General features: G+C 39.3%; 26 protein-coding genes and 2 pseudogenes. 18 read left to right on the forward strand and 10 right to left on the reverse strand.

The window, feature by feature from the left end:
- The first annotated feature begins 131 nt into the window (after positions 1-131).
- Together asnB and JCM15074_RS16385 are read left to right on the forward strand one after the other, a co-directional pair.
- Positions 132-1,799 (forward strand): asparagine synthase B, encoded by a 1,668-nt coding sequence (gene asnB, locus JCM15074_RS16380; protein ID WP_025822520.1) that lies wholly within the window; start codon positions 132-134, stop codon positions 1,797-1,799.
- 82 nt (positions 1,800-1,881) lie between these two features.
- Positions 1,882-2,952, forward strand: coding sequence for a PQQ-dependent sugar dehydrogenase (locus tag JCM15074_RS16385; RefSeq protein ID WP_025822522.1), 1,071 nt, complete (start codon positions 1,882-1,884; stop codon positions 2,950-2,952).
- Positions 2,953-3,004: 52 nt separating this feature from the next.
- Here the strand turns inward: JCM15074_RS16385 and JCM15074_RS16390 are convergent, their stop codons facing one another.
- The 3 genes from JCM15074_RS16390 to JCM15074_RS16400 form a co-directional block, all read right to left on the reverse strand.
- Positions 3,005-3,760, reverse strand: coding sequence for an outer membrane protein OmpK (locus JCM15074_RS16390; RefSeq protein WP_025822524.1), 756 nt, complete (start codon positions 3,758-3,760; stop codon positions 3,005-3,007).
- A gap of 242 nt (positions 3,761-4,002) precedes the next feature.
- Positions 4,003-4,176: a hypothetical protein gene (locus JCM15074_RS24410; RefSeq protein WP_159105308.1), complete on the reverse strand. Its 174-nt coding sequence runs from the start codon at positions 4,174-4,176 to the stop codon at positions 4,003-4,005.
- Between the two features lie 153 nt (positions 4,177-4,329).
- Positions 4,330-5,031: a DUF445 domain-containing protein gene (locus JCM15074_RS16400; protein WP_025822526.1), complete on the reverse strand. Its 702-nt coding sequence runs from the start codon at positions 5,029-5,031 to the stop codon at positions 4,330-4,332.
- Positions 5,032-5,175: 144 nt separating this feature from the next.
- On the opposite strand from JCM15074_RS16400, the gene JCM15074_RS16405 reads away from it, so the two are divergent.
- Together JCM15074_RS16405 and JCM15074_RS16410 are read left to right on the forward strand one after the other, a co-directional pair.
- On the forward strand, positions 5,176-5,538 hold the full coding sequence (locus tag JCM15074_RS16405; RefSeq protein ID WP_025822528.1) for a glutathione S-transferase N-terminal domain-containing protein: 363 nt from the start codon (positions 5,176-5,178) through the stop codon (positions 5,536-5,538).
- A 150-nt stretch (positions 5,539-5,688) separates the two neighbouring features.
- Positions 5,689-5,871 carry a DUF2986 domain-containing protein gene (locus JCM15074_RS16410; protein ID WP_025822530.1) on the forward strand — a complete coding sequence of 61 codons (183 nt, stop codon included), beginning with the start codon at positions 5,689-5,691 and terminating at the stop codon, positions 5,869-5,871.
- Positions 5,872-5,943: 72 nt separating this feature from the next.
- Here JCM15074_RS16410 and JCM15074_RS24075 read toward each other — a convergent pair.
- Both JCM15074_RS24075 and JCM15074_RS16420 read right to left on the reverse strand, forming a co-directional pair.
- Positions 5,944-7,259: pseudogene (locus JCM15074_RS24075) on the reverse strand (MATE family efflux transporter); the annotation flags it as partial.
- A 6-nt stretch (positions 7,260-7,265) separates the two neighbouring features.
- A complete protein-coding gene (locus JCM15074_RS16420; protein ID WP_025822531.1) occupies positions 7,266-8,105 on the reverse strand; it encodes an ion transporter in 840 nt (279 codons plus the stop codon).
- Positions 8,106-8,265: 160 nt separating this feature from the next.
- Between JCM15074_RS16420 and JCM15074_RS16425 the strand changes: the two genes are divergently transcribed.
- Together JCM15074_RS16425 and JCM15074_RS16430 are read left to right on the forward strand one after the other, a co-directional pair.
- Positions 8,266-8,754, forward strand: a complete 489-nt coding sequence (locus JCM15074_RS16425) for a L,D-transpeptidase family protein (protein WP_025822532.1) — start codon at positions 8,266-8,268, stop codon at positions 8,752-8,754.
- Between the two features lie 11 nt (positions 8,755-8,765).
- Positions 8,766-9,347: a VOC family protein gene (locus JCM15074_RS16430; protein ID WP_025822533.1), complete on the forward strand. Its 582-nt coding sequence runs from the start codon at positions 8,766-8,768 to the stop codon at positions 9,345-9,347.
- On the opposite strand, the gene JCM15074_RS16435 is transcribed toward JCM15074_RS16430, so the two are convergent.
- Positions 9,331-9,858 (reverse strand): TrmH family RNA methyltransferase, encoded by a 528-nt coding sequence (locus JCM15074_RS16435; RefSeq protein WP_025822534.1) that lies wholly within the window; start codon positions 9,856-9,858, stop codon positions 9,331-9,333. The two genes, JCM15074_RS16430 and JCM15074_RS16435, sit on opposite strands and share 17 nt — an antisense overlap.
- Before the next feature lie 353 nt (positions 9,859-10,211).
- Here JCM15074_RS16435 and JCM15074_RS22705 point away from each other — a divergent pair.
- From JCM15074_RS22705 to JCM15074_RS16495, 12 genes and pseudogenes are all read left to right on the forward strand, one after another.
- Positions 10,212-10,591, forward strand: a pseudogene (locus tag JCM15074_RS22705) (RidA family protein).
- 13 nt (positions 10,592-10,604) lie between these two features.
- On the forward strand, positions 10,605-11,885 hold the full coding sequence (locus JCM15074_RS16445) for an L-cysteine desulfidase family protein (RefSeq protein ID WP_025822535.1): 1,281 nt from the start codon (positions 10,605-10,607) through the stop codon (positions 11,883-11,885).
- Positions 11,886-11,899: 14 nt separating this feature from the next.
- Positions 11,900-12,556, forward strand: a complete 657-nt coding sequence (locus tag JCM15074_RS16450) for a helix-turn-helix transcriptional regulator (protein WP_025822536.1) — start codon at positions 11,900-11,902, stop codon at positions 12,554-12,556.
- 141 nt (positions 12,557-12,697) lie between these two features.
- A complete protein-coding gene (locus JCM15074_RS16455; protein WP_051536937.1) occupies positions 12,698-13,867 on the forward strand; it encodes an NnrS family protein in 1,170 nt (389 codons plus the stop codon).
- A 90-nt stretch (positions 13,868-13,957) separates the two neighbouring features.
- Entirely contained in the window at positions 13,958-14,362 is a 405-nt protein-coding gene (locus JCM15074_RS16460) for a phosphate-starvation-inducible protein PsiE (RefSeq protein WP_025822538.1), read from the forward strand.
- 200 nt (positions 14,363-14,562) lie between these two features.
- Positions 14,563-16,083: an asparagine synthetase B family protein gene (locus JCM15074_RS16465; RefSeq protein WP_025822540.1), complete on the forward strand. Its 1,521-nt coding sequence runs from the start codon at positions 14,563-14,565 to the stop codon at positions 16,081-16,083.
- A complete protein-coding gene (locus JCM15074_RS16470) occupies positions 16,080-16,496 on the forward strand; it encodes an FAD synthase family protein (RefSeq protein WP_025822542.1) in 417 nt (138 codons plus the stop codon). Before JCM15074_RS16465 ends, JCM15074_RS16470 begins: the two co-directional genes overlap by 4 nt.
- A gap of 144 nt (positions 16,497-16,640) precedes the next feature.
- Entirely contained in the window at positions 16,641-16,955 is a 315-nt protein-coding gene (locus tag JCM15074_RS16475; protein WP_025822544.1) for a PilZ domain-containing protein, read from the forward strand.
- A 91-nt stretch (positions 16,956-17,046) separates the two neighbouring features.
- Positions 17,047-18,723 carry a sensor histidine kinase gene (locus JCM15074_RS16480; RefSeq protein WP_025822546.1) on the forward strand — a complete coding sequence of 559 codons (1,677 nt, stop codon included), beginning with the start codon at positions 17,047-17,049 and terminating at the stop codon, positions 18,721-18,723.
- Positions 18,720-19,427, forward strand: a complete 708-nt coding sequence (gene btsR / locus JCM15074_RS16485; RefSeq protein ID WP_025822548.1) for a two-component system response regulator BtsR — start codon at positions 18,720-18,722, stop codon at positions 19,425-19,427. Before JCM15074_RS16480 ends, btsR begins: the two co-directional genes overlap by 4 nt.
- Positions 19,428-19,538: 111 nt before the next feature.
- On the forward strand, positions 19,539-20,972 hold the full coding sequence (locus JCM15074_RS16490; protein ID WP_025822550.1) for a carbon starvation CstA family protein: 1,434 nt from the start codon (positions 19,539-19,541) through the stop codon (positions 20,970-20,972).
- A gap of 140 nt (positions 20,973-21,112) precedes the next feature.
- Positions 21,113-21,493 carry a rhodanese-like domain-containing protein gene (locus tag JCM15074_RS16495; RefSeq protein ID WP_025822552.1) on the forward strand — a complete coding sequence of 127 codons (381 nt, stop codon included), beginning with the start codon at positions 21,113-21,115 and terminating at the stop codon, positions 21,491-21,493.
- 66 nt (positions 21,494-21,559) lie between these two features.
- Here JCM15074_RS16495 and JCM15074_RS16500 read toward each other — a convergent pair whose 3' ends face one another.
- The 4 genes from JCM15074_RS16500 to secF form a co-directional block, all read right to left on the reverse strand.
- A complete protein-coding gene (locus tag JCM15074_RS16500; protein ID WP_025822554.1) occupies positions 21,560-22,096 on the reverse strand; it encodes a YaeQ family protein in 537 nt (178 codons plus the stop codon).
- A gap of 63 nt (positions 22,097-22,159) precedes the next feature.
- Positions 22,160-23,095: a precorrin-2 dehydrogenase/sirohydrochlorin ferrochelatase family protein gene (locus tag JCM15074_RS16505; RefSeq protein WP_051536938.1), complete on the reverse strand. Its 936-nt coding sequence runs from the start codon at positions 23,093-23,095 to the stop codon at positions 22,160-22,162.
- A 97-nt stretch (positions 23,096-23,192) separates the two neighbouring features.
- A complete protein-coding gene (locus JCM15074_RS16510; RefSeq protein WP_373278917.1) occupies positions 23,193-23,507 on the reverse strand; it encodes a putative signal transducing protein in 315 nt (104 codons plus the stop codon).
- Between the two features lie 126 nt (positions 23,508-23,633).
- On the reverse strand, positions 23,634-24,581 hold the full coding sequence (gene secF / locus JCM15074_RS16515) for a protein translocase subunit SecF (protein ID WP_025822559.1): 948 nt from the start codon (positions 24,579-24,581) through the stop codon (positions 23,634-23,636).
- Position 24,582 lies beyond the last annotated feature (1 nt).

Consider the following 24,582-nt stretch of genomic DNA (forward strand, 5'->3'; position numbering starts at 1 on the left):
AAATAATCAATAAAAATAGCGAAAATAGTGAGTTTTCATCAAAAATAAATTTGGCAAATATATTTTTTACTGGCACAGTGAGTCCATCAGCGTACTAAGCGCTCACATTATTGTAGTTGGAGTGACCCCACATGTGTTCAATTTTTGCCATTTTAGAATTACAACAACAAGCACTGACTTTACGTCCTACCGCCTTAGAACTTTCAAAATTGATGCGCCATCGAGGCCCTGATTGGTCAGGTATATATTGCGCAGATAATGCTATTTTGGCGCATGAACGCTTAGCAATTGTTGATATTGAACATGGCGCACAACCATTAGTTAGCGACGATGAGCAGATTATTTTAGCGGTAAACGGTGAAATCTATAACCATAAACAACTCAAAGCAGAGCTAGGTGATAAATATCAATACCAAACAAACTCTGACTGTGAAGTCATTCTGGCACTGTACCAAGAATATGGTGTCGATTTTTTAGATAAGCTTAACGGCATTTTTGCCTTTGTACTCTACGATAAAAGCAAAGATTTTTACCTAATTGGCCGTGATCATATGGGCATTATCCCGCTCTATACTGGTCGTGACAGCCAAGGCCAGCTATATGTTGCCTCAGAAATGAAAGCACTGATGCCAGTTTGCAAAACTGTTAGCGTATTTGAGCCTGGACAATATCAAACCAGTGATTCACCAACGCCCGTTAAATATTATCAACGTGACTGGCATGACTTTGCTGCAGTACAAGATAACCCAGCAAGTGTCGATGAACTTCGCCAAGCACTTGAAGCTGCCGTTAAACGTCAATTAATGTCAGATGTACCTTACGGCGTATTATTGTCTGGTGGTTTAGATTCATCCGTTATTTCAGCCATCACTCAGACATACGCAAAAATGCGTATTGAAGATGACAGCCAGAGTGAAGCTTGGTGGCCACAACTGCACTCATTTGCAGTTGGCCTTGAGGGCGCGCCCGATCTAATTGCTGCTAAAAAGGTCGCTGATAGTATTGGTACGATTCACCATGAAATCAACTTTACCTTCCAAGAGGGATTAGATGCCATAAAAGATGTGATTTATCATCTTGAAACATACGATGTCACTACAATTAGAGCGGCAACACCTATGTATTTAATGGCGAGAAAAATTAAAGCAATGGGAATTAAAATGGTGTTATCAGGTGAAGGTGCTGATGAACTATTCGGTGGCTATCTGTACTTCCATAAAGCACCAAATGCTCAAGCGTTCCATGAAGAGTTGGTCAGAAAATTAGATAAACTGTACTTATTTGATTGCCTAAGAGCCAACAAAGCGATGGCGGCTTGGGGCCTAGAGGCACGTGTACCTTTCCTTGATAAAGAGTTTATGGATGTTGCAATGCGGATTAATCCTGAAGCTAAAATGTCTAAAGATGGTCGCATTGAAAAGCATATATTACGTCAAGCATTTGAGCATAAGTTACCGCAAGAAATTGTATGGCGCCAAAAAGAGCAGTTTAGTGATGGTGTTGGCTATTCTTGGATTGATGGCTTAAAAGATCAAGCTGAGCAACAAGTGAGTGATAAAGATATGGCACAAGCAAGTTATCGCTTTAGCTACAATACACCAACAACTAAAGAGGCCTACTTCTACCGTACGATTTTTGATGGATTGTTCCCACTTGAAAGCGCAGCACAAACCGTACCAGGCGGCAAGTCTGTAGCATGTTCAACCCCAGAAGCTTTAGCTTGGGACGAAAGCCTGCAAGCTTGTATTGACCCTTCTGGCCGTGCAGTACAAAACGTCCACGCAGATAGTTACCATTAATTAATCGTTACAAAAATCTCATTATTAAAGGATAGCAATCAGCTATCCTTTTTTTATGTTCAAGCATAAGAAGGAAACCGAGATGCGGCAATTTATCGGAATATTATTGATAAGCTTATTGATTGGTATTAATCAAGCTCAAGCCATTACCTTAATTAGTGATAAATTTGAGTCACCTTGGGGCATGGCATTTATTGACAATAATAATTTACTGATCAGCGAAAAGCACGGAAGTATAAAACAGCTCAACATCAACACCGGTAAGGTAATTATGTTAACCCAATTGCCTAAAGTGCTCGGCGCAGGCCAAGGGGGGTTAATGGATATCCAACTCGCCCCAGATTTTGAACAATCACAACAGATATACGTGACTTATGTCACAAGTCATCCCCAGACAAAACAACCCGCAACGACGTTAGCGAAATTGCAATACACGGCCAATAATGGCAAGCAAAAACCTAGCTTAACACAACTAACCCCCTTGTATTACAGCTTAGCTGATAGCGATAAAAGTCATCATTTTGGCAGCCGTCTTGCCTTTGATAAGCAACATATCTATATGACGGTTGGCGATCGAGGTCACCGAACAAGTGCTCAGGATTTAAATCAAGATTCAGGTAAAATACTAAGATTAAACTTTGATGGCTCAGCGGCTCAAAATAATCCTTTTTTCGGTGAAACGAATAAACGCGCAGCGGTATACAGCTATGGCCATCGTAATCAGCAAGGCATCAGTTTTGATAAAGCTGGACAACTATGGACCATAGAACATGGCCCCAGAGGAGGTGATGAACTCAACCTCGTTCATAAAGGAGTAAATTATGGTTGGCCAGTGATCTCATATGGACGTGAATACATGAGTCGTTTGCCTGTTGGTACAAGCCATCAAGCAGGTATGGAGCAACCTGTACATTATTATGTTCCATCAATTGCACCGAGTGATTTATTAATTAGTCAGCAAAATCAATTCTATATCAGTGCATTAAGCGGTAAGCAAATTAATAAATTAACGCTTGATGATAATAATCAAGTTATTAATGAACAAGTGCTGGCTAAATCATTAAATCAGCGAATACGTAGCTTAGCTGAAGATCCGGATGGAAATATCTATTTTGTGACAGATAGTGGTAATTTATATAAATTGACAGATTAACGATTAGGGCTCAATTATAATTAAATGAGCCCTAATTTAATTATAGCAACTTTTAAAGGTGGTATTTCACCATAAATGAGAATGTATTTTGGTCTATACCATCAACACCATATTTATTACGCCAGTAATCATATTCTACACCGACATATAAATGATTTTTCTGCGCCTGACCGAACATCACAGCACCTAAATCGTATTTTAATTGTGGATTAAAATGGAAGTTTTCTTTAAAGTTTGCTTCATCAGCAGAGAATACCCAGTCAATATAACCATCAAATACAATACTTGAATTACCTACTGGAAAATCCATTCTAAATGATGGCGAAACTTGCCAGCCATCACTGCTATTTAAATCATCATCAATCGCCATACGGCGGAACACGTTTACATTAAAATAACTGAATAACGGCACATCAAAATCAACACCTAAACCATATAGGAAGCTTTCTACAGGGCCCTCGCCCTCTTCAAGGCTTAACGCTAATGAAAGATCTTTTACAGGGCCAAAGCCTACTGATTGGCCTAGAATCTTACCCGCACTAAAACGAGTAGTGATCTCACCATAAGTCGTCTCATCGGTACCATAGTTATTACCGTTGAAATAAGTCACATCTTGGAAGGCAAACCAGTCGCCGTATTTCCAGCCACCAGCGGTTTCGAAAGTAATCGTTGTTTGCTTATCCGACGCTGCTAGATCATAGTCTTCACCATATAATGCGCTGACACTGACATCCCACCATTGAATAATATCACCAGCCATTGCTGGCGGTGTTGCGAGTAATGCTAAAGCAATCAATTGTTTTTTCATGAAACATGTCCTTGTTATTGGTATAAACAATTTTAATTCTAGTGACGTATTTATTTAAAAAATGATACCACCGTCAAATAAATGATAAATATAACTGTATTCAAATAATATTAACCGACTGTAAAGTTTATACTTTTAAATAAGTACAACCTATTTAAATACACAAACAATCGATTTAATTATCACAATGATAGAATATTAATTAACGCTCTATCATTGTAATAATTTAATATTAACTATGGTTATATTTTATTTTGTTTTTCAGCATATATAATATTACTGATAGATATAAATGCTAACACAGGCAATAATATTGTTGTTAATATAATGGGCGCACTTAATATTGCTGCGGCTATGATAGCGGCTCCCCACAAAATCGAATTTGAAATCACTAGTTTTTTACATTGCCCCGTCATGCCTTACTCCCTATTTTCATTTTGAACGTGAACAGCAACGACAAGGCAATTAACCTAATACTGATATAAAAAAGGATAGCTAATCACTATCCTTTAATACAATATAATCATGTAACAGACTATCAAATTGATACTTTTTTAAGCAACTTTTAATTAAATAAAAGCGGCGACTAAACCAATCAAGCCACCAAACACGCCCCCCCAGACAACTAACCACCCCAAGTGCTGTTTAATCATCTGCTGTACTATCTCTTTAACCATTTGCGGTGTTAACTCATTTAGGCGCTGCTCAACAATAGCATCGATTCGGGCACTTAAACCACTGACTAGATCGGGTGCTGCTAACTGTTTTTTAATTAAACTTTGAAAGTCTTCGCTATCTGCGATTTCAATTAAAGATGCTTTCATTTTCGCTTCAAATGGTTGTTTTAATGGTGCAATCGCTTCGCTACCACCAAACATCGACAACATACTGCCAAATGAAGACTGCTCTACAGTCGTCACCAATGCATTAAATGCAGGGGTTAAATCGACTTGCTCAATAACAGGTTTAAGTTCGATGACATGATCAGACTGAGATTGATTTGCCATAAATCGTTCAATATTTTCAGGATTAAAAAACTGCTGCATCATCATGCTATGAATAGCTGCTTTAAATTCCTCAAACCGACTTGGAATAACGCCGGAGCCATAAAAGCCAGGTACTTTTTCAAACAACATATGAATAGCTATCCAGTTAGTCAGTGCACCCGATAATGCAAATAACCCTACACTGAGTAAAATCTCTGAATTAATCCCATAGCCAACTGCCACTAAAATGGCTGCAATACCATTCGTCACTAAACTTTTATTCACCGCGTTAACCTAAGTTTGAATTAAAAACGGCGTAGTTTAACAAGAGCAACTAAGCTCAACAAGTTAAGTGCCTTATAAGACCTTAATTGCTTGCTAATATGAATTTGGTTACCATGCCTTCAAGCAATTTTTTAAGGAATTTTTATGAAATTTATTCGCTGGATTTTGGCTCGTCTTATTCTTTTTTTCAATTTTGCTTTTCCTGCATCACGTAAAAAGCATAACGCGGCAGTACAACAACAACTCGATCTACAGACTCAAGCACTTAAGCTGTACCAATACCCAGCCTGTCCATTTTGCGTCAAAGTACGCCGAGGTATACGTCGTTTAGGACTTAATATTGAGTTGGTTGATGCTAAACAGGAGCAGAACAAACAGATATTGGCGAGCCAAGGTGGCAAAATTAAAGTGCCCTGTTTACGTATTGAGCAAGATAACAAGGTTACTTGGCTGTATGAATCAAACGATATTTTAGCTTATTTGCAAGATAACTATGGTCAGCAATAATTCAATGCTTAAGATTTATGTACGCAATACTGGCTCATAAAGCGCTTTTAAGGTAGGATCCGCCTCCCATTCGCGGCATCTAGATTGAAGCAGTTTGTTTTTCTGCCAGAACCGCTATAATTAGACAAAATTTAGCAAGTAGACATTACTATGAACCGTAAGCAAAAGATGATTAAAAAAACCGCCAAGCGCGCGAAAGCAAGATTTAACAAGGTTGAAAATCCTGGCACAGCGGCAGCTAAAGAACGTTATATCTCTAAAGCTGAGCGTGCACGCTTGGCTGAACTAGAAAAAGCTGAAGCAACGACTGAAGTTGTCACTGAGCAAGAGTAATTCCTTACATAAAAAAACGGACATCATTTGATGTCCGTTTTTTATCTACGATTTAGAACAATGATAACGTTTGCTCACTTTATCAACTAAGCGATAAGCCCACCACACAGCAACAATCGAAAAAATAACCATGCCTAATGCCTGTCCAACCAATACCCCGTAAACACCGCCGATTTTAGCACCCACATAAATAAATGGAATCGTACCAACAGTGGCTCTGCCTACGTTAAAAAAGGTTGAATATTTCGCTTTACCCAAATTATTAAAACTCGCATTAGCAATAAATAGCGCACCAGAAAAAACAAAGGTAATGGCGATATAATGGCTAAAGAAAGTAAACATATGGGTTCCCTCCGCCGACAAACCAAACCAGTGGCTTACGTGGGAAGATAGCAACATCAACAATAATGATACGAAAACGACGTACACCATGCTAAATTGCAAGGCTCTGGTTAAACATAACCGCACTCTGTCAAACTGCATCGCGCCAAAGTTTTGTCCAATAATCGGACCTACAGCACCCGATAAGGCAAAAATCATCCCAAAACAAACAGGAATAATCCGCCCAATGACAGCCCAAGAGGCAACATAAGTATCGCCAAAATCAGCAATGGCACGGGTAATAAAACCATTGCCTATTGGGGTTGCAATATTGGTTAGCATGGCAGGTCCTGCCACATTGAAAATAGGTCTTAAATCTTCAACAAAGTATGTCCATTGAAACCGGCCAATCAATCTATGTTTAACGGCAATCGCCATATCGCAAGTGATAATGCAGCAAATCGCGCAATAACGGATGCAATTGCCGCACCTTCGATTCCCATTGATAACGCAAAAATAAAAATGGGATCAAAAATGGCATTAACCACCCCACCAAGTAAGGTGGTATTCATGGCCAATTTAGCATCACCTACAGCTCTTAACGCTGCACCTAATGACATGGTTAAACAGATAAACGGTAGCGATGGTACTAAGATATATAAATAACTGCTGGCAAGCTCTGCAGTGCGACCATGGGCACCGAGTAAATTAAGCAAATCAGGGATCAACATTAATACGACGGCTAATACCAAAATTGAGATAATCAGGGTAGTTACCGCAGTACTCATTAATAACCGCTTAGCACGCTCAGTTTCACGAGCGCCAATGGCCCGCGAAACTAAAGCGCCCATCGCGATAGATAACCCAATACCAATAGATGTAGTAAAAAATGCTATGGTGCCAGCATAACCAACCGCAGCAGTGACCTCATGCTCACCAAGTAAACTTAAGAAGAAAATATCAACTAAGTCGACCACAAAAATGGCTGAAATACCAATTGCAGAAGTAGAACTCATGACTAATATATGCTTTAGAATCGATCCTTCTACAAACTTAGCTTGTGGCATCCAGTATTATCCCTCTAATTCTAATTTACTTCCGCAACGATCGCAGAAGTTTGCATATTGTTCGTGCCCCGCTTTTTTACAAGTATGACATACTCGGCTATTACGACTGCGCCCCATCTCATTATGAATTGATGCCGTTAAAATACCGGTTGGAATCGCAATAATCGAATAACCCAATAGCATAGTAAATGACGCAATTGTTTGTCCTAACACGGTTTTAGGGGTGATATCCCCATAGCCAACAGTAGTAATAGTCACAATCGCCCAATAGATAGACTTAGGAATTGAAGTAAAACCATTAGCTGGGCCTTCAACCACATACATCACAGGACTCAGCACTAATACAATCAGTAATACCGAGAAGAAAAAAACAAAAATCTTACGTCCTGATTGCATTAACGCGCGTAATAACAAGGTACCTTCGCTTAAATAGCGTAGCAACTTTAAGATTCTAAAAATTCTGAATAACCGCAAAATACGAATAATCAGCGTAAAATTTGCACCCGGTAAAAATAGCGCTAAATAGCTTGGTAATACTGATAATAAGTCGACGATACCGTAAAAGCTGCGGCCATAGCGCCATGGGCTTGTCGAACAGTACAAGCGTAATCCATACTCGATGGTAAACATCACAGTAAAAAACCACTCTAATACTTGAATGATAAAGCCATATTTAGCGTGAATTGATTCAACGGTATCAATCAACACTAAAATAACGCTACAAATAATACATAAAATCACCACCAAGTCGAAATAACGACCTGCGGCAGTATCAGTATCAAAAATAATCGATCTTAATTTAAGTCTTAATGGACTTTCCTGCGCTGGAGTATGTTGCTCTACCATTCAAAAACCATCTAACAATTGAACATAAAAAATAGGGGCAATAGTCTGGCATGGAATCTGTCATTTGCAAAACTTTGTTACAGACTCCACCCAAAAATTAGGTACACTGTTGTTTATTCTTACTCTACTTTATTAGTTACTTATGCCATTTGCAGCAAAAATGCTATTCGCCACGTTATCACTGACATTAACTTGCTTAAGTTTTAATAGCATGGCAGATATTGGCAATATAGATAGAGTTGTGGTTTACAAATCAAAAGCGCAAATGCAATTATTCCGTGCTGGTAAACTCATTACCCAATACAAAATTGCGATGGGTGATAATCCTGTAGGCCATAAATATCAAGAAGGTGATCAACGCACTCCTGAAGGCATTTATGAATTGGATTATAAAAAAGCAGACAGCGCATATTATAAAGCCATTCATATTTCTTACCCAAATCAAGCTGATCGATTTAGAGCAGAAGCATTAGGTATCAATCCAGGTGGAATGATCATGATCCATGGTCAAAAACCTGATGCTGAACTCACACCAGAACAAGCACAACAAATTAACTGGACCGATGGCTGCATCGCCATCACCAATGACCAAATAGACCAACTATGGCAAGCAATTTCTGTCGGTACACCGATTGAAATTTGGCCCTAATGAGACCTCATATGCAGCAATCAACAACTTATGCCGTTACCGAAACAAGTTTAACTCAATCTTGGCCACAATTTTCAGCTGCTATTTTAGCATTGATAAACACCTTAGGATTAGACACAGAATTAACATGCGATCACGTGGCTTTACGTGTTAATAGCCATCAAAATGCAGATATGCTCAGCCAATACTTTGCCCGTCAAGGCCAAGTCATCTCAAACAACATGATTAATGGTCGCCCCATTTTAATCATCAAACTCAATCAATCATTAAATTTAGGCCACTTACAAATTAACTGTGTCGAATTGCCCTACCCGGGCGAGAAAAGCTATCCACAACAAGGCTGGGAACATATTGAACTGGTATTTAAATCAACAGCGACAAGCTGCCAGCAATTAGCGGATGAGTTAATCACTTACTATCCACATTTAGCGGATGTGATTGCAGGAAAAACAACAATAAAAGTCAAAATGAGTTCGCCACAAGGTGAGCATGAGCGTCTAGCAAATCCCACCATCGCATTTAAACAAGATGGGCTCTGCATCAAAATTCACACTCACACCATTGAAGCAATTATTGCTAGCGAGCAGGCTTAACCCGTACTCGATTATTGGTATCACGGCTTTGCTTTATCAAGTCATCACTGGCAAGCGTCTGTGATGATTTGGCTAAACGGTCATATAAAAGCACATTCACTGATGCAGCGAGATTCATACAGCCTACAGTTGGCACATAAACCACACTATCCGCGCGATCAATCACGGCTTGGCTAATCGTGCCATCTTCTGGCCCAAAAATATAAATAGCTTTAGCTGGATGTTCAAATTGCGGTAACGGAATGGCGCCAACAACCAGATCGACACAAACCACTGCAATATCATCTTCCAATTCATCTAATAAATCTGCGACACAAACTTTAGCAATGGTCTCTTTCGCATTATGAGTATCTGTGTTGTACTGCGTCATATTGCGTAATGCTAAATCATAACGTTTACCGGTATAACGTACTTCATCAACTTGATAGCAACCTGATGCTCGCATGACTCCGCCCACATTGGTTGGACTCTTAGGGTTTGTTAATCCAATAATTACTTTTGTTGCTGTCATGCTTAATTCCAATCAGTACTCAAATAAAAACGCGCCATTTTGACCAAGCATCATTGAGAATACAAGTCATCCACAAGCTCAGCTGATAACTAAATACAGAGATAACCACAAACCTAGTACTTAAGCATTTGAATACTTAACTAAAGTAGTTAAATTATATTTGCTCAATTATTTTTGCGATCTTCCCCTCAATTTTTATATCCAACTGTTTATAAACATATTTTATGTGATCAACTCAATAAATTTATTTGCAACCTTCTATTATTTGCAAATTTTTTTGCAAATTTAATTGCAACATGCCCTTTCTAACCGCTACACTGACCGCAATTAATTAACCAGTAGGAATTAAATAAATGAAACAGATTATTGATGCACAACAAGCACCAGAAGCAATTGGTCCATACTCTCACGGCAATACCTATGGCGATTTAATTTTTACTTCAGGTCAGCTACCTGTATGTCGTCAACTAGGCGCAGTTGTTGAAGGTGGTATTAGCGAGCAATCAGAGCAATCAATCAAGAACTTACAATTTGTATTACAAGCTGGCGGTGGTGATTTAGATAGCGTGTTAAAAACAACTTGCTACCTTGCAGATATTGCTGACTTTGCAGCATTTAACGAAGTTACAAGCAATACTTTAAACAAGACTGCCCAGCACGTAGCTGTTTTGCAGTAAAAGATTTACCACTTGGCGTTAAAGTTGAAATTGAAGCTATCGCGCACAAGAAGTAATTAAGGAAACCGCATGAATCAGCAATGGCAAGATTACATTAATATCGTTCAGTCTGTAGTAAAACCTGCTTTAGGGTGTACTGAACCGATTTCAGCAGCATATGCCGCAGCAGTTGCAGCACAAATGCTTGATGCTCCAATCGACCGACTAGAGATCCGTGTATCTGACAACCTATATAAAAACGCCATGGGGGTATTTGTCCCTGGTACTGGCAAAATAGGCTTAGCCATTGCAGCAGCGGTTGGTGCCATTGGCGGAGATGCAAACGCAGGTCTTGAAGTACTCGCGAATATCAATGCTGCTGATGTCACCAAAGCTCAAGCGCTTATTGATGCAAATAAAGTCTCTGTTGCGCGTCATACTGACACCAATGAGTTTATCTTCTGTTATGTCAAAGCCTATGCTGGCGAACATAATGCCGAAGTGACCATTAGTGGTGGGCATACCCTCATTATTGATAAAAGCATTGATGGTGAATCAGTTTACCAACACGCGGTAATCCAAGGTTGTGCTACAGGTAATGTATGCGACCATGTTGATATTAATATCGCCAGTATTTATGAGTTTGCAACTCAAGTTAATTACGATGCCATTAAGTTTATTCTGCAAGCTGCAGAGCTTAATCGTAAGTTAGCTGAAGAAGGCATGAAAAATGCCTATGGTTTAGAAATTGGTCGCACCATTCAACGCTGTATTGATACAGGTATGCTACCTGATGGCATTATGAATCAAATCGTAATGATGACCAGTGCGGCATCAGATGCTCGTATGGGCGGTGCAACCCTGCCTGCCATGAGTAATTTTGGCAGTGGTAACCAAGGTATTGCAGCAACGCTACCTGTCTGTTTAATTGCAGAACATTATCATTCAAGCGAAGAAAAGCTAGCACGTGCCTTAATCATGAGCCACTTAGCTGCCATTTATATGAAATCATATTATCCGCCACTTTCAGCATTCTGTGGCAACTCAGTTACCAGTGCAGCTGCAGCAATGGCAATGGTTTATCTTGCTGATGGAAGTCTACAACAAAGTAATTATGCCATTATTAACGTATTAAGTGATTGTTCAGGCATGATCTGTGATGGTGCTAAATCCACCTGTGCGATGAAAGTTAAAACCTCGACCAACAGCGCAGTAAACGGATTTTTAATGGCCATGCACAGTCAGCATGTCCAGAAACAAGGTATTGTTGGCAAAGATGTGGAACAAACAATTCGTAATGTGGGTAAATTAGTCTCGATTGGTATGTCCAATACAGATGCGACTATTATCGATATTATGTCTGCGCAGTAATTAAAGGGAAAACCATGCAGCTTTCAAAATTAACCCAAGCCGACTGGGATATTTTAAATGCAACCAAAGCGATTGTAGATGGTATTGCAGCTATGTATGGCCAGCATACTGAAGTGGTATTGCATGGCTTAGATATTGATGATTTGTCTGTAATCAAAATAGCCAACGGCCATGTTACTGGTCGTTGTATTGGTGCGCCAGTCACTAACTTGGCTTTAGTGAAGTTAAAAACAGGTCAGGATATCAGTGATGCTTATTTCACTAAAAGTCCAGACGGCCACACCTTACGCTCAGTCACCACGGTGATCCGTAATCCTCAGCAGCAGCCCATCGGTCTATTATGTATTAATACTGATATTGATGCGCCGCTGCAATCTGTGTTGAGTCACTTTTTGCCTAATGCGATTACGCCGCAACATGATGTGCCATCGCCAGAGACGTTTGCACGCAGCTCTGATGAGATGTTACATAGTACCATTGACAGTATTCGTCAGCAGATCAGTGATAATGAATTAATTTCACCTTCTAAGAAACACCGTCAAATGGTAACGCAACTCTACTACCTAGGTATTTTTGATTTAAAAGACAGTGCCCAAATTACAGCTGACAGACTCGATATTTCAATTCACTCGATTTATCGTTATATCCGTGAGTTAAAATCAGCAAGTTAATGAAAATTTGCTAGACCGGTTACTCTAAGTCATCGGTCTTTTTTCCCTCTGCCTCTCGCTTTTTATCAAATCAAATACCACACACCTTTACATGTATATAAAATACATCTTATAATTCACCTTTATAAAGAGGGGAATAATATGCTGCATGACATTAACGAACCGCAAAGCTCACCAGCCAAATTTGCATTGTTTAATTTAGGTTTCAGACCTTTCTTTTTTGCTGGAGGGTTATTTGCTATTGTCAGCATTCTGCTTTGGGGAGCAATCCTTGCAGGCAAATTATCAATTGGCGCCATTAATCCACTATGGTGGCATGCTCACGAGTTAATTTTTGGCTTTAGTGTCGCCATTATTGCAGGCTTCTTACTCACAGCGGTCCCAAATTGGACCAACTCAAAAGGATTAAATGGTTGGCCATTATTTATCCTTTTTAGCCTCTGGTTAGCCCCTAGAATATTACTGCTCATCCCTCAGGTACCAATTAGCTTGGTTGCTACCATTGATATTTTATTTTATCCCTATCTTATTTATGTGTTGGCTAAACCGATTATTCAAACCAAACTCTGGCGCAATATTGGCTTAATATTCATCCTTAGCTTATTGGCCAGTTGTAATGCCATCAGTTACTACTCACTACTGAGCGATAACCTCGCATTATTTAAAACAATCCATTATGCGGCAACGCTATGTATTATTATGGTCATTAATGTGGTAGCTGGAAGAGTGATTCCATTTTTTACAAGCCGTGCTACTGACTGGAAAAAACAAGACACAAGCACCCTAATAGAAATGCTGACCATCATCACATTTTGCATTTTTGTATTTGCCGTGATTTTAAATATTCCCATATTAACCAAAGTATTTTCAGCTATCACCGCCACCGTATTATTCGTCAGAGCGAGTCGTTGGGGTTGGCAACATACCGCCAAGAATCCATTACTTTGGTCATTACACCTAAGCTATTTTTGTCTACCTTTAGGGCTTATCTTAATAGCCAGCTTAAATAATTTTAATGTCGGCTTTCATATAATGACCATCGGCGGCATTGCAGGTATTATTCTAGCAATGATAGCAAGGGTTTCCTTAGGACATACAGGCCGTATGTTAGTCATCTCACCATTGATGAAAATAAGCTTTATTGCCATTTTTGGTGCAGCAATATGTAGAGCCCTTGCCCCCTATTTTATTGAGCACTATCTGTTATTAATACTAACATCAGCGAGCTTATGGATATTGGCATTTGCTTGTTTTATATACTGTTATAGCCATATTTTATGGTCGCCACGACCAGATGGTAAGCAAGGTTAGCACTAAACCGTGAACAAACTCACATTCATTAACCTCAAACATGTGAAAATGCTGGTATTATTTAGTCATACTTTCCTGTAGGGAATCTTTATGAATAATTTGTACCATAAATACGGCTCAAAAAGTCTTAAAGCTATTGAACATTTCGTCTTGTTTTTAATTGCATTAGCAACTGTTTTTGCTATTGGTGAAGAGCTAGTGCATATGGTGTCTAATCGCACTGTTGAACTGGCTGATTTGCTACTGTTATTTATCTATTTAGAAGTACTGGCGATGGTAGCCAATTATGCAGAATCAGGTAAGTTACCAGTTCGGATGCCTGTTTATATTGCCATTGTTGCCTTAGCTCGTTACCTCATTTTAGATATGAAGAGCATGGATGACTGGCGTATTCTGTCGATTGCAGTTGCATCAATCGTACTGGCTGCAACCGTGATAGTGATCCGTTGGGGTCAATTAAAAATGCCTTATCCTAAAAATCACGACAACGATTAATACCCAAATAATCCGCTTCCACTCGTTTTTTTCAAAAACAGCCAAGCAAAACTTGGCTGTTTTTATATCAATAAAAATAGCTAGCCTTTCCTCTAGAAATAAGCCAAAAGTTTGAAATAGTTCGATTTATATACCATTCTCCTCAATAGAAACCTACAGTTATAATTAGTCAGTCCTCAATAATGCAGTAGGATTTTGATATGTGTGGATTTTTTATTTCAAACAGTTCAGTCATAAATAAGTCACATGAGCCTATTATTGAAAAATGGCTAAGATTCCGTGGGCCTGATGGTTCTTCAGGCTTAATCAGTCATCATGGCTGGCAAGCCTATCACGCTCGGTTATCAATCATCGACCTAACAGCGGGCACTAACCAACCCATGCTTGACGACACTGGTGGAATGCTGGTTTTTAATGGCGAGATAGTGAACTACAAACAACTTGGCTTAAAATATTTCAACCAAGAATTTCACAGTGATACTAAACTATTAAGCCAACTACTAAGCTTTAACAAATTAAAAATTGATGAACTGGATGGCTTTTTCGCATTTGTATACATCAATGCTTTAGGTGAATTGAGACACGCTACGCGCGACTCATTTGGGGTCAAACCGCTTTTCTACCATCAAGATAATAATGGCATATCATTTTGCTCTGAACCCAATGTACTGAATCAACTATTTAGCTGTGAAGTTAATCCTGATGCCATTCAAGAGTACCACGCCACAAGAGCACCTATTTTTTCAGGCTCATACTTTAAAGGGATATCCTCAATCAATCCCGGCACCTGCTTGGTTAACGGTTGCTTTTTTGATTGCTCAACATATTTAGAACAGCATCGACAAATAAACAGCAATCACAATATTAAGTCTGCTTTAAAAACAGGTCTAACAACCCGTATGGTTGCCGACGCTCCTGTCGCACTGTTACTCAGCAGAGGGATTGATAGCAATTTGCTGAGGAGCATGGGAAATTTTAAGCAATATTACACTATTGGTTTTAGTGGCGATGACGATATTGAATATCTTCACCGCCAAGATATTGATGGCTTAACTGCAATTGAATGTCATCCAGATGATTATAAAAAAGCATTTGATTACTTATTGCACCTACGCGGAGAACCAATGTCGGTGCCTAATGAGGTACTACTCTACCTCATCGCTAAAAAAGCTGCCGCTACGGGCATAAAAGTATTACTCTCTGGCGAAGGCGCTGATGAATTTTTTGGTGGCTATGATCGTGTGTTTAAATGGGCCCATACAGCACCTCAATTCAACTTAGATGAGTTTCTCTATCACTATTGCTATATCCCACCTCAAAAAGACACTCCGCTATACCATCAATTTGAACATCTGTTTGCGACGACAAGATTTGAAAGCGTCTTTGAATCAGTGAGGTGGTTCTTTATTCGATACCATCTACCGATTTTATTTAGGCGCTTAGATTTTGCCTTAATGGCTGCAGGGGTTGAAGGTAGAGAACCGATTGCCAATATACATACATTTTTAGAAGCCATTAAATGTTCACCAGATCGGCTTATGGGCGATAGTCTTGGCAAACTGCCCCTCAGAGAAATCATCAGTACATATATGGGACAAGAATTTGCCTATGAAAAGAAAGTCGGCTTTCCTGTTGATTTAACTAAAGTGTTTAACAATAGCGACAACTTAAGCTCGTATGAACTTTGGTTTAAAGAGAATTTAAAGGTGCTAACGTTATGATTATTGGTTATACCAGTGGTGTTTATGATCTATTTCATGTTGGTCATGTCAATATTTTACGCAATGCAAAATCGATGTGCGATAAATTAATCGTAGGAGTAACCGTAGATGAACTTGTGCTCTACAAAGGCAAGCAACCGATCATTCCATTTTATGAACGAATTGAAGTGGTAAGAGCATGTAAATATGTAGATGTTGCCATCCCACAAAATAATATGGATAAAGCCGCAGCGGCTCAAAAAAACCAAGCTGATTATCTATTTGTCGGTGATGATTGGTACAACACCGACAAATGGCAAGAGCACGAGAAGAACTTAGCCTTAATAGGCTGCAAAGTTATTTATTTTCCTTATACCCAAGGCACCTCAAGCACACTTATAAATGAAACACTTAATGAGATAAGAGAGAAGTAAATTTACCAGAATAATTGAATACCTTATTTCTAACCTTACTCAATTAGACATCCTTTTTATTGGCAAGTATCTGGATAACAATTAAAATTTATAGTATAAATTTATTTTTAAATCATGTTAAACAAACGACAAAGGATTTGTCTTATGCCAGAGTTAACGCAATTAGTTAATGAAAAGCGTCGTTCAGTACGGATCGACATGGAAAGTGAATCACTCATCCTACATTGGTCGAATCTTGATGACCAGCCTCAAAAAATGCAGGTTCAATGTATCGATATTTCACGCTTTGGAATGCTACTGCTAGCATCAACGTCTTCTCTTGAAACTCAGCAGCAAGTTCGTATCCAAACGGCCCCATTAAGTCACCCAAATCAATTTATCACAGCCAATGTCCGGCGTATTGAGCAAAAATCAGCACAGCGTTACCATATTGCCGTCGAGATTGAACCAGAAAATTAGATTAACTTAAATTAATTCAGCCAAGATCACGGATAATTATCATTAACTAAGCCACAATATACGGCCTTAGTTAATGATAGTTCTATTATCTATGTCCCTTATTCTATTACTTACTCAACAAATGTGCTTGTACCTAGTCATTGTTTATTTGGTAAGTAAAACACCACTTTTTAAACCTTTTACAGAAGATTCGAGCCGATTACCTCATAAGGTTTTTATCTATTTCTTTTTCTCTACCTTCTGTATTATCGCAAGCTATTTTGGCGAACAAACCCAAGATGCTATCGCCAATACTCGTGCTTTAGGTGCAGTATTAGGTGGACTATTAGGCGGGCCAGTTACTGGCTTCTTTATTGGTTTAACAGGAGGAATACACCGTTATACTCTTGGCGGTTTTACCGATATTGCCTGCACTATCTCAACCACGCTAGAAGGGTTATCAGCAGGCCTTATTAGCCGATATTTTCAAAGTATTAATAAGCGTGAGTTAATTTATCACCCTATTATTGTATTTATTATCACTTTGTATGCTGAATTAATGCAGATGACGATTATTCTAATGGTCGCAACGCCATTTGATGAAGCATGGCGATTAGTGCAACAAATTGCGCCGCCAATGTTATTGGTAAACTCAATAGGTGCGGCGATGTTTATGAGCATGATCCGCGATCAAAAAACCATGCAAGATAAACTGTCCTCAAATTTTACCACCCAAGCATTGCGTATTGCAGAACGTAGTGTCGGCTTATTATCGACAGGCTTTAATCCGCTCACCTGTACCCAAGTCGCCAACATTGTGCGTGAAGAAACGAAAGTCGGTGCAGTCGCCATTACTGACCGCGAAAAAATCCTCGCCTTTATTGGATTAGGTGACGACCATCATCTGCCTAATACACCAATATCATCCCAAATAACTCTTGATGCAATCGAGCATAATCAGGTCATGTTTGCGGATGGCGTACATCAATCTTATGCATGCTCAATATCCCCACAATGTAAGTTAGGTTCAAGCTTAGTGATCCCACTCACCTGTGGTAATCAGGTGATCGGCACCATTAAATTATATGAACCTAAAAACAAATTTTTCCTCAATATTAACCGTACCTTAGGAGAAGGGATTGCAAAACTGCTGTCAAACCAGATCCAATTTGGTCGCATTGAACAACAACAGCATTTATTAGTGCAATCTGAGCTAAAACTATTACAAGCTCAAATTAATCCTCACTTCCTATTTAATGCTTTAAATACCATTAGTGCTATCGTTAAGCGCGATCCGGAACAATCAAGAGCGCTACTCTTACAGTTATCACAATTTCTCAGAATCAACTTAAAACGTAGCCACTCATTAGTGTCATTGAATGATGAACTTGAACATATTCAAGCTTACCTCGCCATTGAGAAAGCCCGGTTTGCAGAACAGTTGCATATTGAAATCGATATTGCAGATGAGTTACTCACACTCTATTTACCTGCGTTTACCCTGCAACCTATTATTGAAAACGCAGTTAAACACGGTACCTCTCACCTATTTGAACCGGGTCATATTCTGGTCACCGCGGAATCTGAAGGCAGCCATTTAATTTTAACCGTTAGAGATAATGCAGGGCTTTATCAAATCAATACTAAATCAGAAGGGTTAGGGATGAATATTGTCCATAAACGCATTCAAAACCTATTTGGCAATAGCTATGGTGTGCGGGTTCAAGTCGAACCGGAGCAATCAACCTCAGTCATTATTACCCTACCATTAAAGGAACAAGCGCAGTGATCCGCACCATTGTTGTAGATGATGAACTTTATGCACGTGAAGCACTTATCGAGCTTTTACAACCATTTAGTCAAATTGAGATTATTGCACAGTGCGCAAATGCTATTGAAGCAATGCAAAAAATTAATCAGTTAAAACCTGATTTGGTTTTTCTCGATATTCATATGCCTAAAATTTCAGGAATGGAATTATTGGCCATGCAAGATCCTGAAAATATGCCCTATTTCGTTTTTGTCACGGCTTATGATGAATTTGCCATTAATGCATTTGAACATCATGCGTTTGACTATCTGTTAAAGCCTGTTGAACCTCAGCGTTTACATAAAACCATCGATAAATTGCAACTAGTCAACCATAAACAAACCATTACCGCTATTGCTCCAGAACAACTACAGCATATTCCATGCTTTAATGGCTCACGCTTAAAAGTCGTTAAAACAGATGAAATCGAGTTTGTGATGAGTGATGTTGGCGGTGTACATGTTTATAACCAGAACGGAATGAGCCATACCCAGTTAACGCTCAAAGTATTAGAGCAAAAAACACCATTAATACGCTGTCATCGTCAATATTTAATCACGCCAGCAGCTATTAGAGAAATAGAGCTATTGGATACTGGTGCACAAATAACTACGACATCTGGCCAGCATGTGCCAGTGTCACGCCGTTATCTCAAAGAGCTTAAAAGCTTATTTGGATTTTAACCCCGTAAATGATGCCGCTGACTAAGCTAAAATGACCGCTTAGTCAGTTTTGCCACTATCTATTAGTACAAAAGAATAGAATGCCCGCAATTAACTTGTGGAGTATTAACAATGACTTGGTTCATATTATGTGTCGCCCTACTGATAGGCGGCTATTTTATTTATGGTAAATTTGTAGAAAGAATTTTTGGTATTAAACTGGGTCGACAAACACCCGCTCATACCCAAACAGACGGTGTGGACTATGTTCCTATGTCTAAAGGCAAAGTTTATCTAATCCAGTTATTGAATATTGCCGGTGTAGGTCCAATCTTTGGCCCAATTTTAGGTGCATTATATGGTCCTGCAGCAATGTTATGGATTGTAATTGGTTGTATCTTTGCAGGTGCAGTACATGACTACTTCTCAGGTATGCTTTCTGTTCGTAACGGTGGCCAGTCAGTACCTAACCTTGCAGGAAAATACTTAGGTAAAGGCGCAAAGCACTTTATGAACGTATTTGCCATCATTCTACTGTTACTTGTAGGTGTGGTATTTATCTCTGCTCCAGCAGGCTTATTAAGCAAACTAACCGGTTGGGATCTATCAATCTTTGTTGGTATTATTTTCGTATATTATTTGATTGCGACTATCGTACCTGTAGACAAAATCATTGGTCGTTTATACCCATTCTTCGGTGCACTCTTAGTATTTATGTCTGTCGGTTTGACCCTTGCACTTATCATGTCTAGTGAGCATCAAATGCTACCAGGTTATGAAATTGGTCACTTCTTCGAAAACTTAAATCCAAATGATATGCCACTTTGGCCTGCCCTATTTATTACTATTGCTTGTGGTGCAATTTCTGGCTTCCACGCAACGCAGTCACCATTGATGGCACGTTGTATTGAGAACGAACAAAATGGCCGCTTTGTATTCTACGGCGCAATGATTGGTGAAGGTATTATCGCCCTTATCTGGTGTGCACTTGCAATCTCATTCTTTGGTGGTGTTGAAGGACTAAACGCTGGTATGGGTGGTAACCCGGCTAATGTAGTGTATGAAGCATCAACAGGCTTACTCGGTGCTGTAGGCGGCTTCTTAGCAATCTTAGGTGTAATCGTACTACCGATTACTTCCGGTGATACGGCATTCCGTTCTGCTCGCCTTATTCTGTCTGAATTCTTTAAAATGCCACAAACAGAATTACCAAAGCGTTTGGTATTAGCGTTACCATTATTTGCCATCGGTGCAGTACTGACTCAAGTGGACTTCGGCGTTATCTGGCGTTACTTCGGTGTGGCGAACCAAGCAACAGCAGTAATGATGCTATGGACTGCATCTGCATATTTAATGCGTCACGAGAAATTCCATTGGATCTGTACTGTACCTGCAATGTTTATGACCACTGTAGTCATCAGCTTTATGCTTAGCTCTACAACATTAGGTGCGGGCTTACCAATGACAATGTCAACCATTACCGGCATGATCGTTACTCTTGCGGTAACCGGTTTAGTGATGGCAAAGTGCCAGCCAAGTAAAACTCAAATTGTAGAAGAGTCGTAATTAATCTTATAAAGATGATGCTTATCGCAAGATGAGACATATCACGAATTAACAAAGCCGACTGAGATAGTCGGCTTTTTTTATTGAATAAAACCTACAAAAGCCTAAGATCTAGGTAAACAAATATTAAGGATTAAAATATGTTTACTGCCCTACGCCGTCATTTAACCTTATGGTTAACCCTCGTACTCGCCACATTCAGCTTGTCAGCCCAAGCAACGGCTATCGAAAAAGACCCTCAGCATGCTTGGCAAATGGTCAATCAAGGTGCTGTAGTCATTGATGTAAGAACTGCTGAAGAGTTCGCTAGCGGGCATTTAGAGAACGCTATCAATATCCCTTTTCAACAGATTGTGGCTGGTGCAAATCATTATAAATTAGCTAAAAACACCCCAATCATGTTGTATTGCCGTAGCGGTAATCGCAGTGGTAAAGCTAACCAGATGCTAATCCAGCAAGGTTATACCCATACTTATAACGGTGGCGGTTACCAGACACTAATGAGTCATAAACCACAATAATAATCGTAATAATAAAGGGCTCAATGAGCCTTTATTCCAATCATATTAAAGTAGTTAATGAATATATTACTTTAATTGCTCTGCAATGATTTGAATCGAGTCTTGACCATTTGATAACCAAACCTCACCTTCACTAATTGAATAACTTAGTGACATTTGGCGATTGACCATCAGTCCCATTGCTTTAACAGCATCTTCAGGAATATTGTAAACAGCTAGATTCTTATAGCGCTCTAAATTTGCTTGGTTCTTCTTCCACCATACAGGTACGCTTCTGCCACCATAGGTGTATAACACTACCTGCTTAGCGCGTGCAGATGCCTTACGTAACCATTTCTCATCAGGCTCACCAAACTCAACCCAAGTTAACACTTCATCAGCAAGGCTTTTGTCCCATAGTTCAGGCTCATCATCAGCACTTAGCCCTTTAGTAAAGGTTAAGCTTTCGCTGGCATTAAGTGCAAAGGCTAATAATCTGACCATCATACGATCGTCAGTTTCAGAAGGATGTTGGGCGATAGTAATATTGTGATCTTGGTAGTAATGCCGATCCATATCAGCAATTTGCATATCAACTTTATAAACCGTTGCTTTTAAGGCCATAACTCATTAATCAAATAAAATAGTGGGCTAAGTGTAAAGTAATTGGTCAGCAATAACCTAGCATTAATACTGAAATTGTTCCGCTAATAATGCAGCTTGAGGATATTGGTTAGTTAGCTTAGGAATTTGATCTTTTTGAGCTAATATTAATGTCATCCCATCAAGTAAACTAACACTCGCTAATTCAGAGATATCATAACGGTGTGCATCACGCCGAACGAATTCTAAAATAGCGGGTGCGGTATTAACGTCAAAAACGATCTGATCAATGCTTTGCAGCACAGGTAATATACCGATAGGTAATGAATTAACCGGACGTAATGTGTCTATGATATATATTTGAGATGTCTCAGACTGCTCTATTTTGGCCTGCTCAAATAACGCTAATGTGGCATCATTAAATTGTTGGCCATTTTGTTTAAAAAAATAGCGCCAAAAAGCGCGGCGTTCACTGACACTTTGATAATAGGCTTGGATCTCAGCTCTTTTCTGCGCGACAAAATCTAATAATAAACTGAGTTTGCTATCCAACATGGCTTCTATTTGAGCACGCAGACTGCTAGCAAATACGGGCGCGACTCCTGCTGTACTTATAGCAACCACTAATTTGTTACGATCGATAATCGCAGGCGTGATGAAATCACATAATAAAGGTGCATCAACGACATTAACCCAGATACCTAAACTATTGGCTTGCTTGGTTAATTGACCTTGTAGTGCTGTATTAGATGTGGCGATATAGATAAGTTGATAGTGTGGGTCAATATCTGTTAGGCAAACTTCACGTTGATAAAGTTGGATACGACCAGTGGACGATAAGGTTTCAATTTCAGTTGATATTTGCGGTGCAATGACAGTGATTTGAGCTTGAGTTCGCGCTAATAGCGTTAATTTTCGACTGGCAACTTGACCTGCACCAATGATTAAAATATTGGTTTTACTGGTATCAATAAATAACGGGTAATACTGCATTAAATCACCATAGATTAATAACATCATCAATAAATCAACAGCCGAAAGCTCAAACTAGCATAAAGTCAGTCTGTCGTAATAGTTGAATTATTAATAAGTTATATACGCTAATTTAGTAGAGTAGTTATTTAATGGATTTAACTTTCTCAGCACTACAATGCCAACATAAATCAAAACTAGCATCGTTTATCTCATGACATTTTAAACATTGCCAGTCTGGAGTTTGTACATCTAAATTAGCTAATTGAATTAGCGCATTTTCACTGTCTAGTTCATCAACCCATAACTCTACACTTTGTACGTCTGTTGGTAACTCACCAACCCCACCTAATAATGCCTCACCGCGCAGCTCAACCTGAATCCCTTTTGCTTCTAGCATGCCTTTCCATGTATGCGCTTGCAGTAAGTTACCACTTGCTACCCTCTGCTTTCGTTGCATAATGTCTACCATTAATTGTCGCCAAACTCGATATTAACATATTTACAACAATAAAACCTAGCTGCCAATGAGCATAAAAAAAGCCATCTCAATTGAGATGGCTTAATCGTACTAAGAGCTGAAAGTTTAAGGCATGATCGATGGTTGATCAGCACCCTCTTTTTCAATCTCAACAGGCATCATACATTCACGATTAACACCAAGCTTCATCGCTAAGTAACTTGCAACGTAGATTGAAGAATAAGTACCAAATAGGATACCCATTAGCAATGCAGTTGCAAAACCATGGATCATCGTGCCGCCCTTAAGGAATAGTGCGACTACGGTAATCAATGTTGTACCCGTAGTAATAATGGTACGGCTCATCGTTTGCGTGATAGAGATGTTAATAACGTCGTACGGCGTTGCTTTACGTAACTTCAAGAAGTTTTCACGCACACGGTCATAAACAACGATGGTATCGTTAAGCGAATAACCCACCACAGTTAACACACCCGCTAATACAGTTAAGTCGAACTCCAACTGTAAAAATGAAAACAAGCCTAATGTTAAGATAACATCGTGCGCTAACGATACTGCAGCACCTGTAGCTAAGCGCCATTCAAAGCGGAAAGATACGTATATAAGAATACATATTAATGCTGCAATAACGGCTAAACCACCTTGCTCAGCAAGTTCTTTACCTACTTGCGGACCAACGAAGTCAACACGCTTTTGCACAACATTTTCATCAAGCTTTTTCGCAGCAGCCATTACTTCAGAAACTTGGTCATCACTATTGGCGCCATTCTTCACTTGTAAGCGAACAATAACGTCAGTACTTGAACCAAAGTTCTGCACCACAGCACCCGTAGTAATTTCTGAATTTAATTGACTACGTAGCTCTGGTAAATCAGCAGGCTTAGAAAACGATAATTCAACTACCGTGCCACCAGTAAAGTCTAGTCCCCAGTTAATACCTTTAGTTGCTAATGAAACAACGGACAGGATAACAAGTAATACAGACAGATAAGCAACTGGCTTAGCGTAGCGTAAGAAGTCGACCGTTTTCTTTAAAGATAGAACTTGTAACATG

The sequence above is a fragment of the Shewanella marina JCM 15074 genome (assembly GCF_000614975.1).
GTDB lineage: Bacteria > Pseudomonadota > Gammaproteobacteria > Enterobacterales > Shewanellaceae > Shewanella > Shewanella marina.

What these genes read in the sequence shown, in the direction of transcription:
- JCM15074_RS16460 (WP_025822538.1), top strand. Translation starts at nt 13,958, where the DNA reads ATGAATAATTTGTACCATAAATACGGCTCAAAAAGTCTTAAAGCTATT.
- JCM15074_RS16495 (WP_025822552.1), top strand. Translation starts at nt 21,113, where the DNA reads ATGTTTACTGCCCTACGCCGTCATTTAACCTTATGGTTAACCCTCGTA.
- JCM15074_RS16450 (WP_025822536.1), top strand. Translation starts at nt 11,900, where the DNA reads ATGCAGCTTTCAAAATTAACCCAAGCCGACTGGGATATTTTAAATGCA.
- asnB (WP_025822520.1), top strand. Translation starts at nt 132, where the DNA reads ATGTGTTCAATTTTTGCCATTTTAGAATTACAACAACAAGCACTGACT.
- JCM15074_RS16500 (WP_025822554.1), bottom strand. Translation starts at nt 22,096, where the DNA reads ATGGCCTTAAAAGCAACGGTTTATAAAGTTGATATGCAAATTGCTGAT.
- JCM15074_RS16385 (WP_025822522.1), top strand. Translation starts at nt 1,882, where the DNA reads ATGCGGCAATTTATCGGAATATTATTGATAAGCTTATTGATTGGTATT.
- JCM15074_RS16455 (WP_051536937.1), top strand. Translation starts at nt 12,698, where the DNA reads ATGCTGCATGACATTAACGAACCGCAAAGCTCACCAGCCAAATTTGCA.
- JCM15074_RS16505 (WP_051536938.1), bottom strand. Translation starts at nt 23,095, where the DNA reads ATGATGTTATTAATCTATGGTGATTTAATGCAGTATTACCCGTTATTT.
- JCM15074_RS16405 (WP_025822528.1), top strand. Translation starts at nt 5,176, where the DNA reads ATGAAATTTATTCGCTGGATTTTGGCTCGTCTTATTCTTTTTTTCAAT.
- JCM15074_RS16510 (WP_373278917.1), bottom strand. Translation starts at nt 23,507, where the DNA reads ATGCAACGAAAGCAGAGGGTAGCAAGTGGTAACTTACTGCAAGCGCAT.
- JCM15074_RS16410 (WP_025822530.1), top strand. Translation starts at nt 5,689, where the DNA reads ATGAACCGTAAGCAAAAGATGATTAAAAAAACCGCCAAGCGCGCGAAA.
- JCM15074_RS16390 (WP_025822524.1), bottom strand. Translation starts at nt 3,760, where the DNA reads ATGAAAAAACAATTGATTGCTTTAGCATTACTCGCAACACCGCCAGCA.
- JCM15074_RS16425 (WP_025822532.1), top strand. Translation starts at nt 8,266, where the DNA reads ATGCTATTCGCCACGTTATCACTGACATTAACTTGCTTAAGTTTTAAT.
- secF (WP_025822559.1), bottom strand. Translation starts at nt 24,581, where the DNA reads ATGTTACAAGTTCTATCTTTAAAGAAAACGGTCGACTTCTTACGCTAC.
- JCM15074_RS16465 (WP_025822540.1), top strand. Translation starts at nt 14,563, where the DNA reads ATGTGTGGATTTTTTATTTCAAACAGTTCAGTCATAAATAAGTCACAT.
- JCM15074_RS16475 (WP_025822544.1), top strand. Translation starts at nt 16,641, where the DNA reads ATGCCAGAGTTAACGCAATTAGTTAATGAAAAGCGTCGTTCAGTACGG.
- JCM15074_RS16470 (WP_025822542.1), top strand. Translation starts at nt 16,080, where the DNA reads ATGATTATTGGTTATACCAGTGGTGTTTATGATCTATTTCATGTTGGT.
- JCM15074_RS16435 (WP_025822534.1), bottom strand. Translation starts at nt 9,858, where the DNA reads ATGACAGCAACAAAAGTAATTATTGGATTAACAAACCCTAAGAGTCCA.
- JCM15074_RS16430 (WP_025822533.1), top strand. Translation starts at nt 8,766, where the DNA reads ATGCAGCAATCAACAACTTATGCCGTTACCGAAACAAGTTTAACTCAA.
- JCM15074_RS16420 (WP_025822531.1), bottom strand. Translation starts at nt 8,105, where the DNA reads ATGGTAGAGCAACATACTCCAGCGCAGGAAAGTCCATTAAGACTTAAA.
- JCM15074_RS16490 (WP_025822550.1), top strand. Translation starts at nt 19,539, where the DNA reads ATGACTTGGTTCATATTATGTGTCGCCCTACTGATAGGCGGCTATTTT.
- JCM15074_RS16480 (WP_025822546.1), top strand. Translation starts at nt 17,047, where the DNA reads ATGTCCCTTATTCTATTACTTACTCAACAAATGTGCTTGTACCTAGTC.
- JCM15074_RS16445 (WP_025822535.1), top strand. Translation starts at nt 10,605, where the DNA reads ATGAATCAGCAATGGCAAGATTACATTAATATCGTTCAGTCTGTAGTA.
- JCM15074_RS24410 (WP_159105308.1), bottom strand. Translation starts at nt 4,176, where the DNA reads ATGACGGGGCAATGTAAAAAACTAGTGATTTCAAATTCGATTTTGTGG.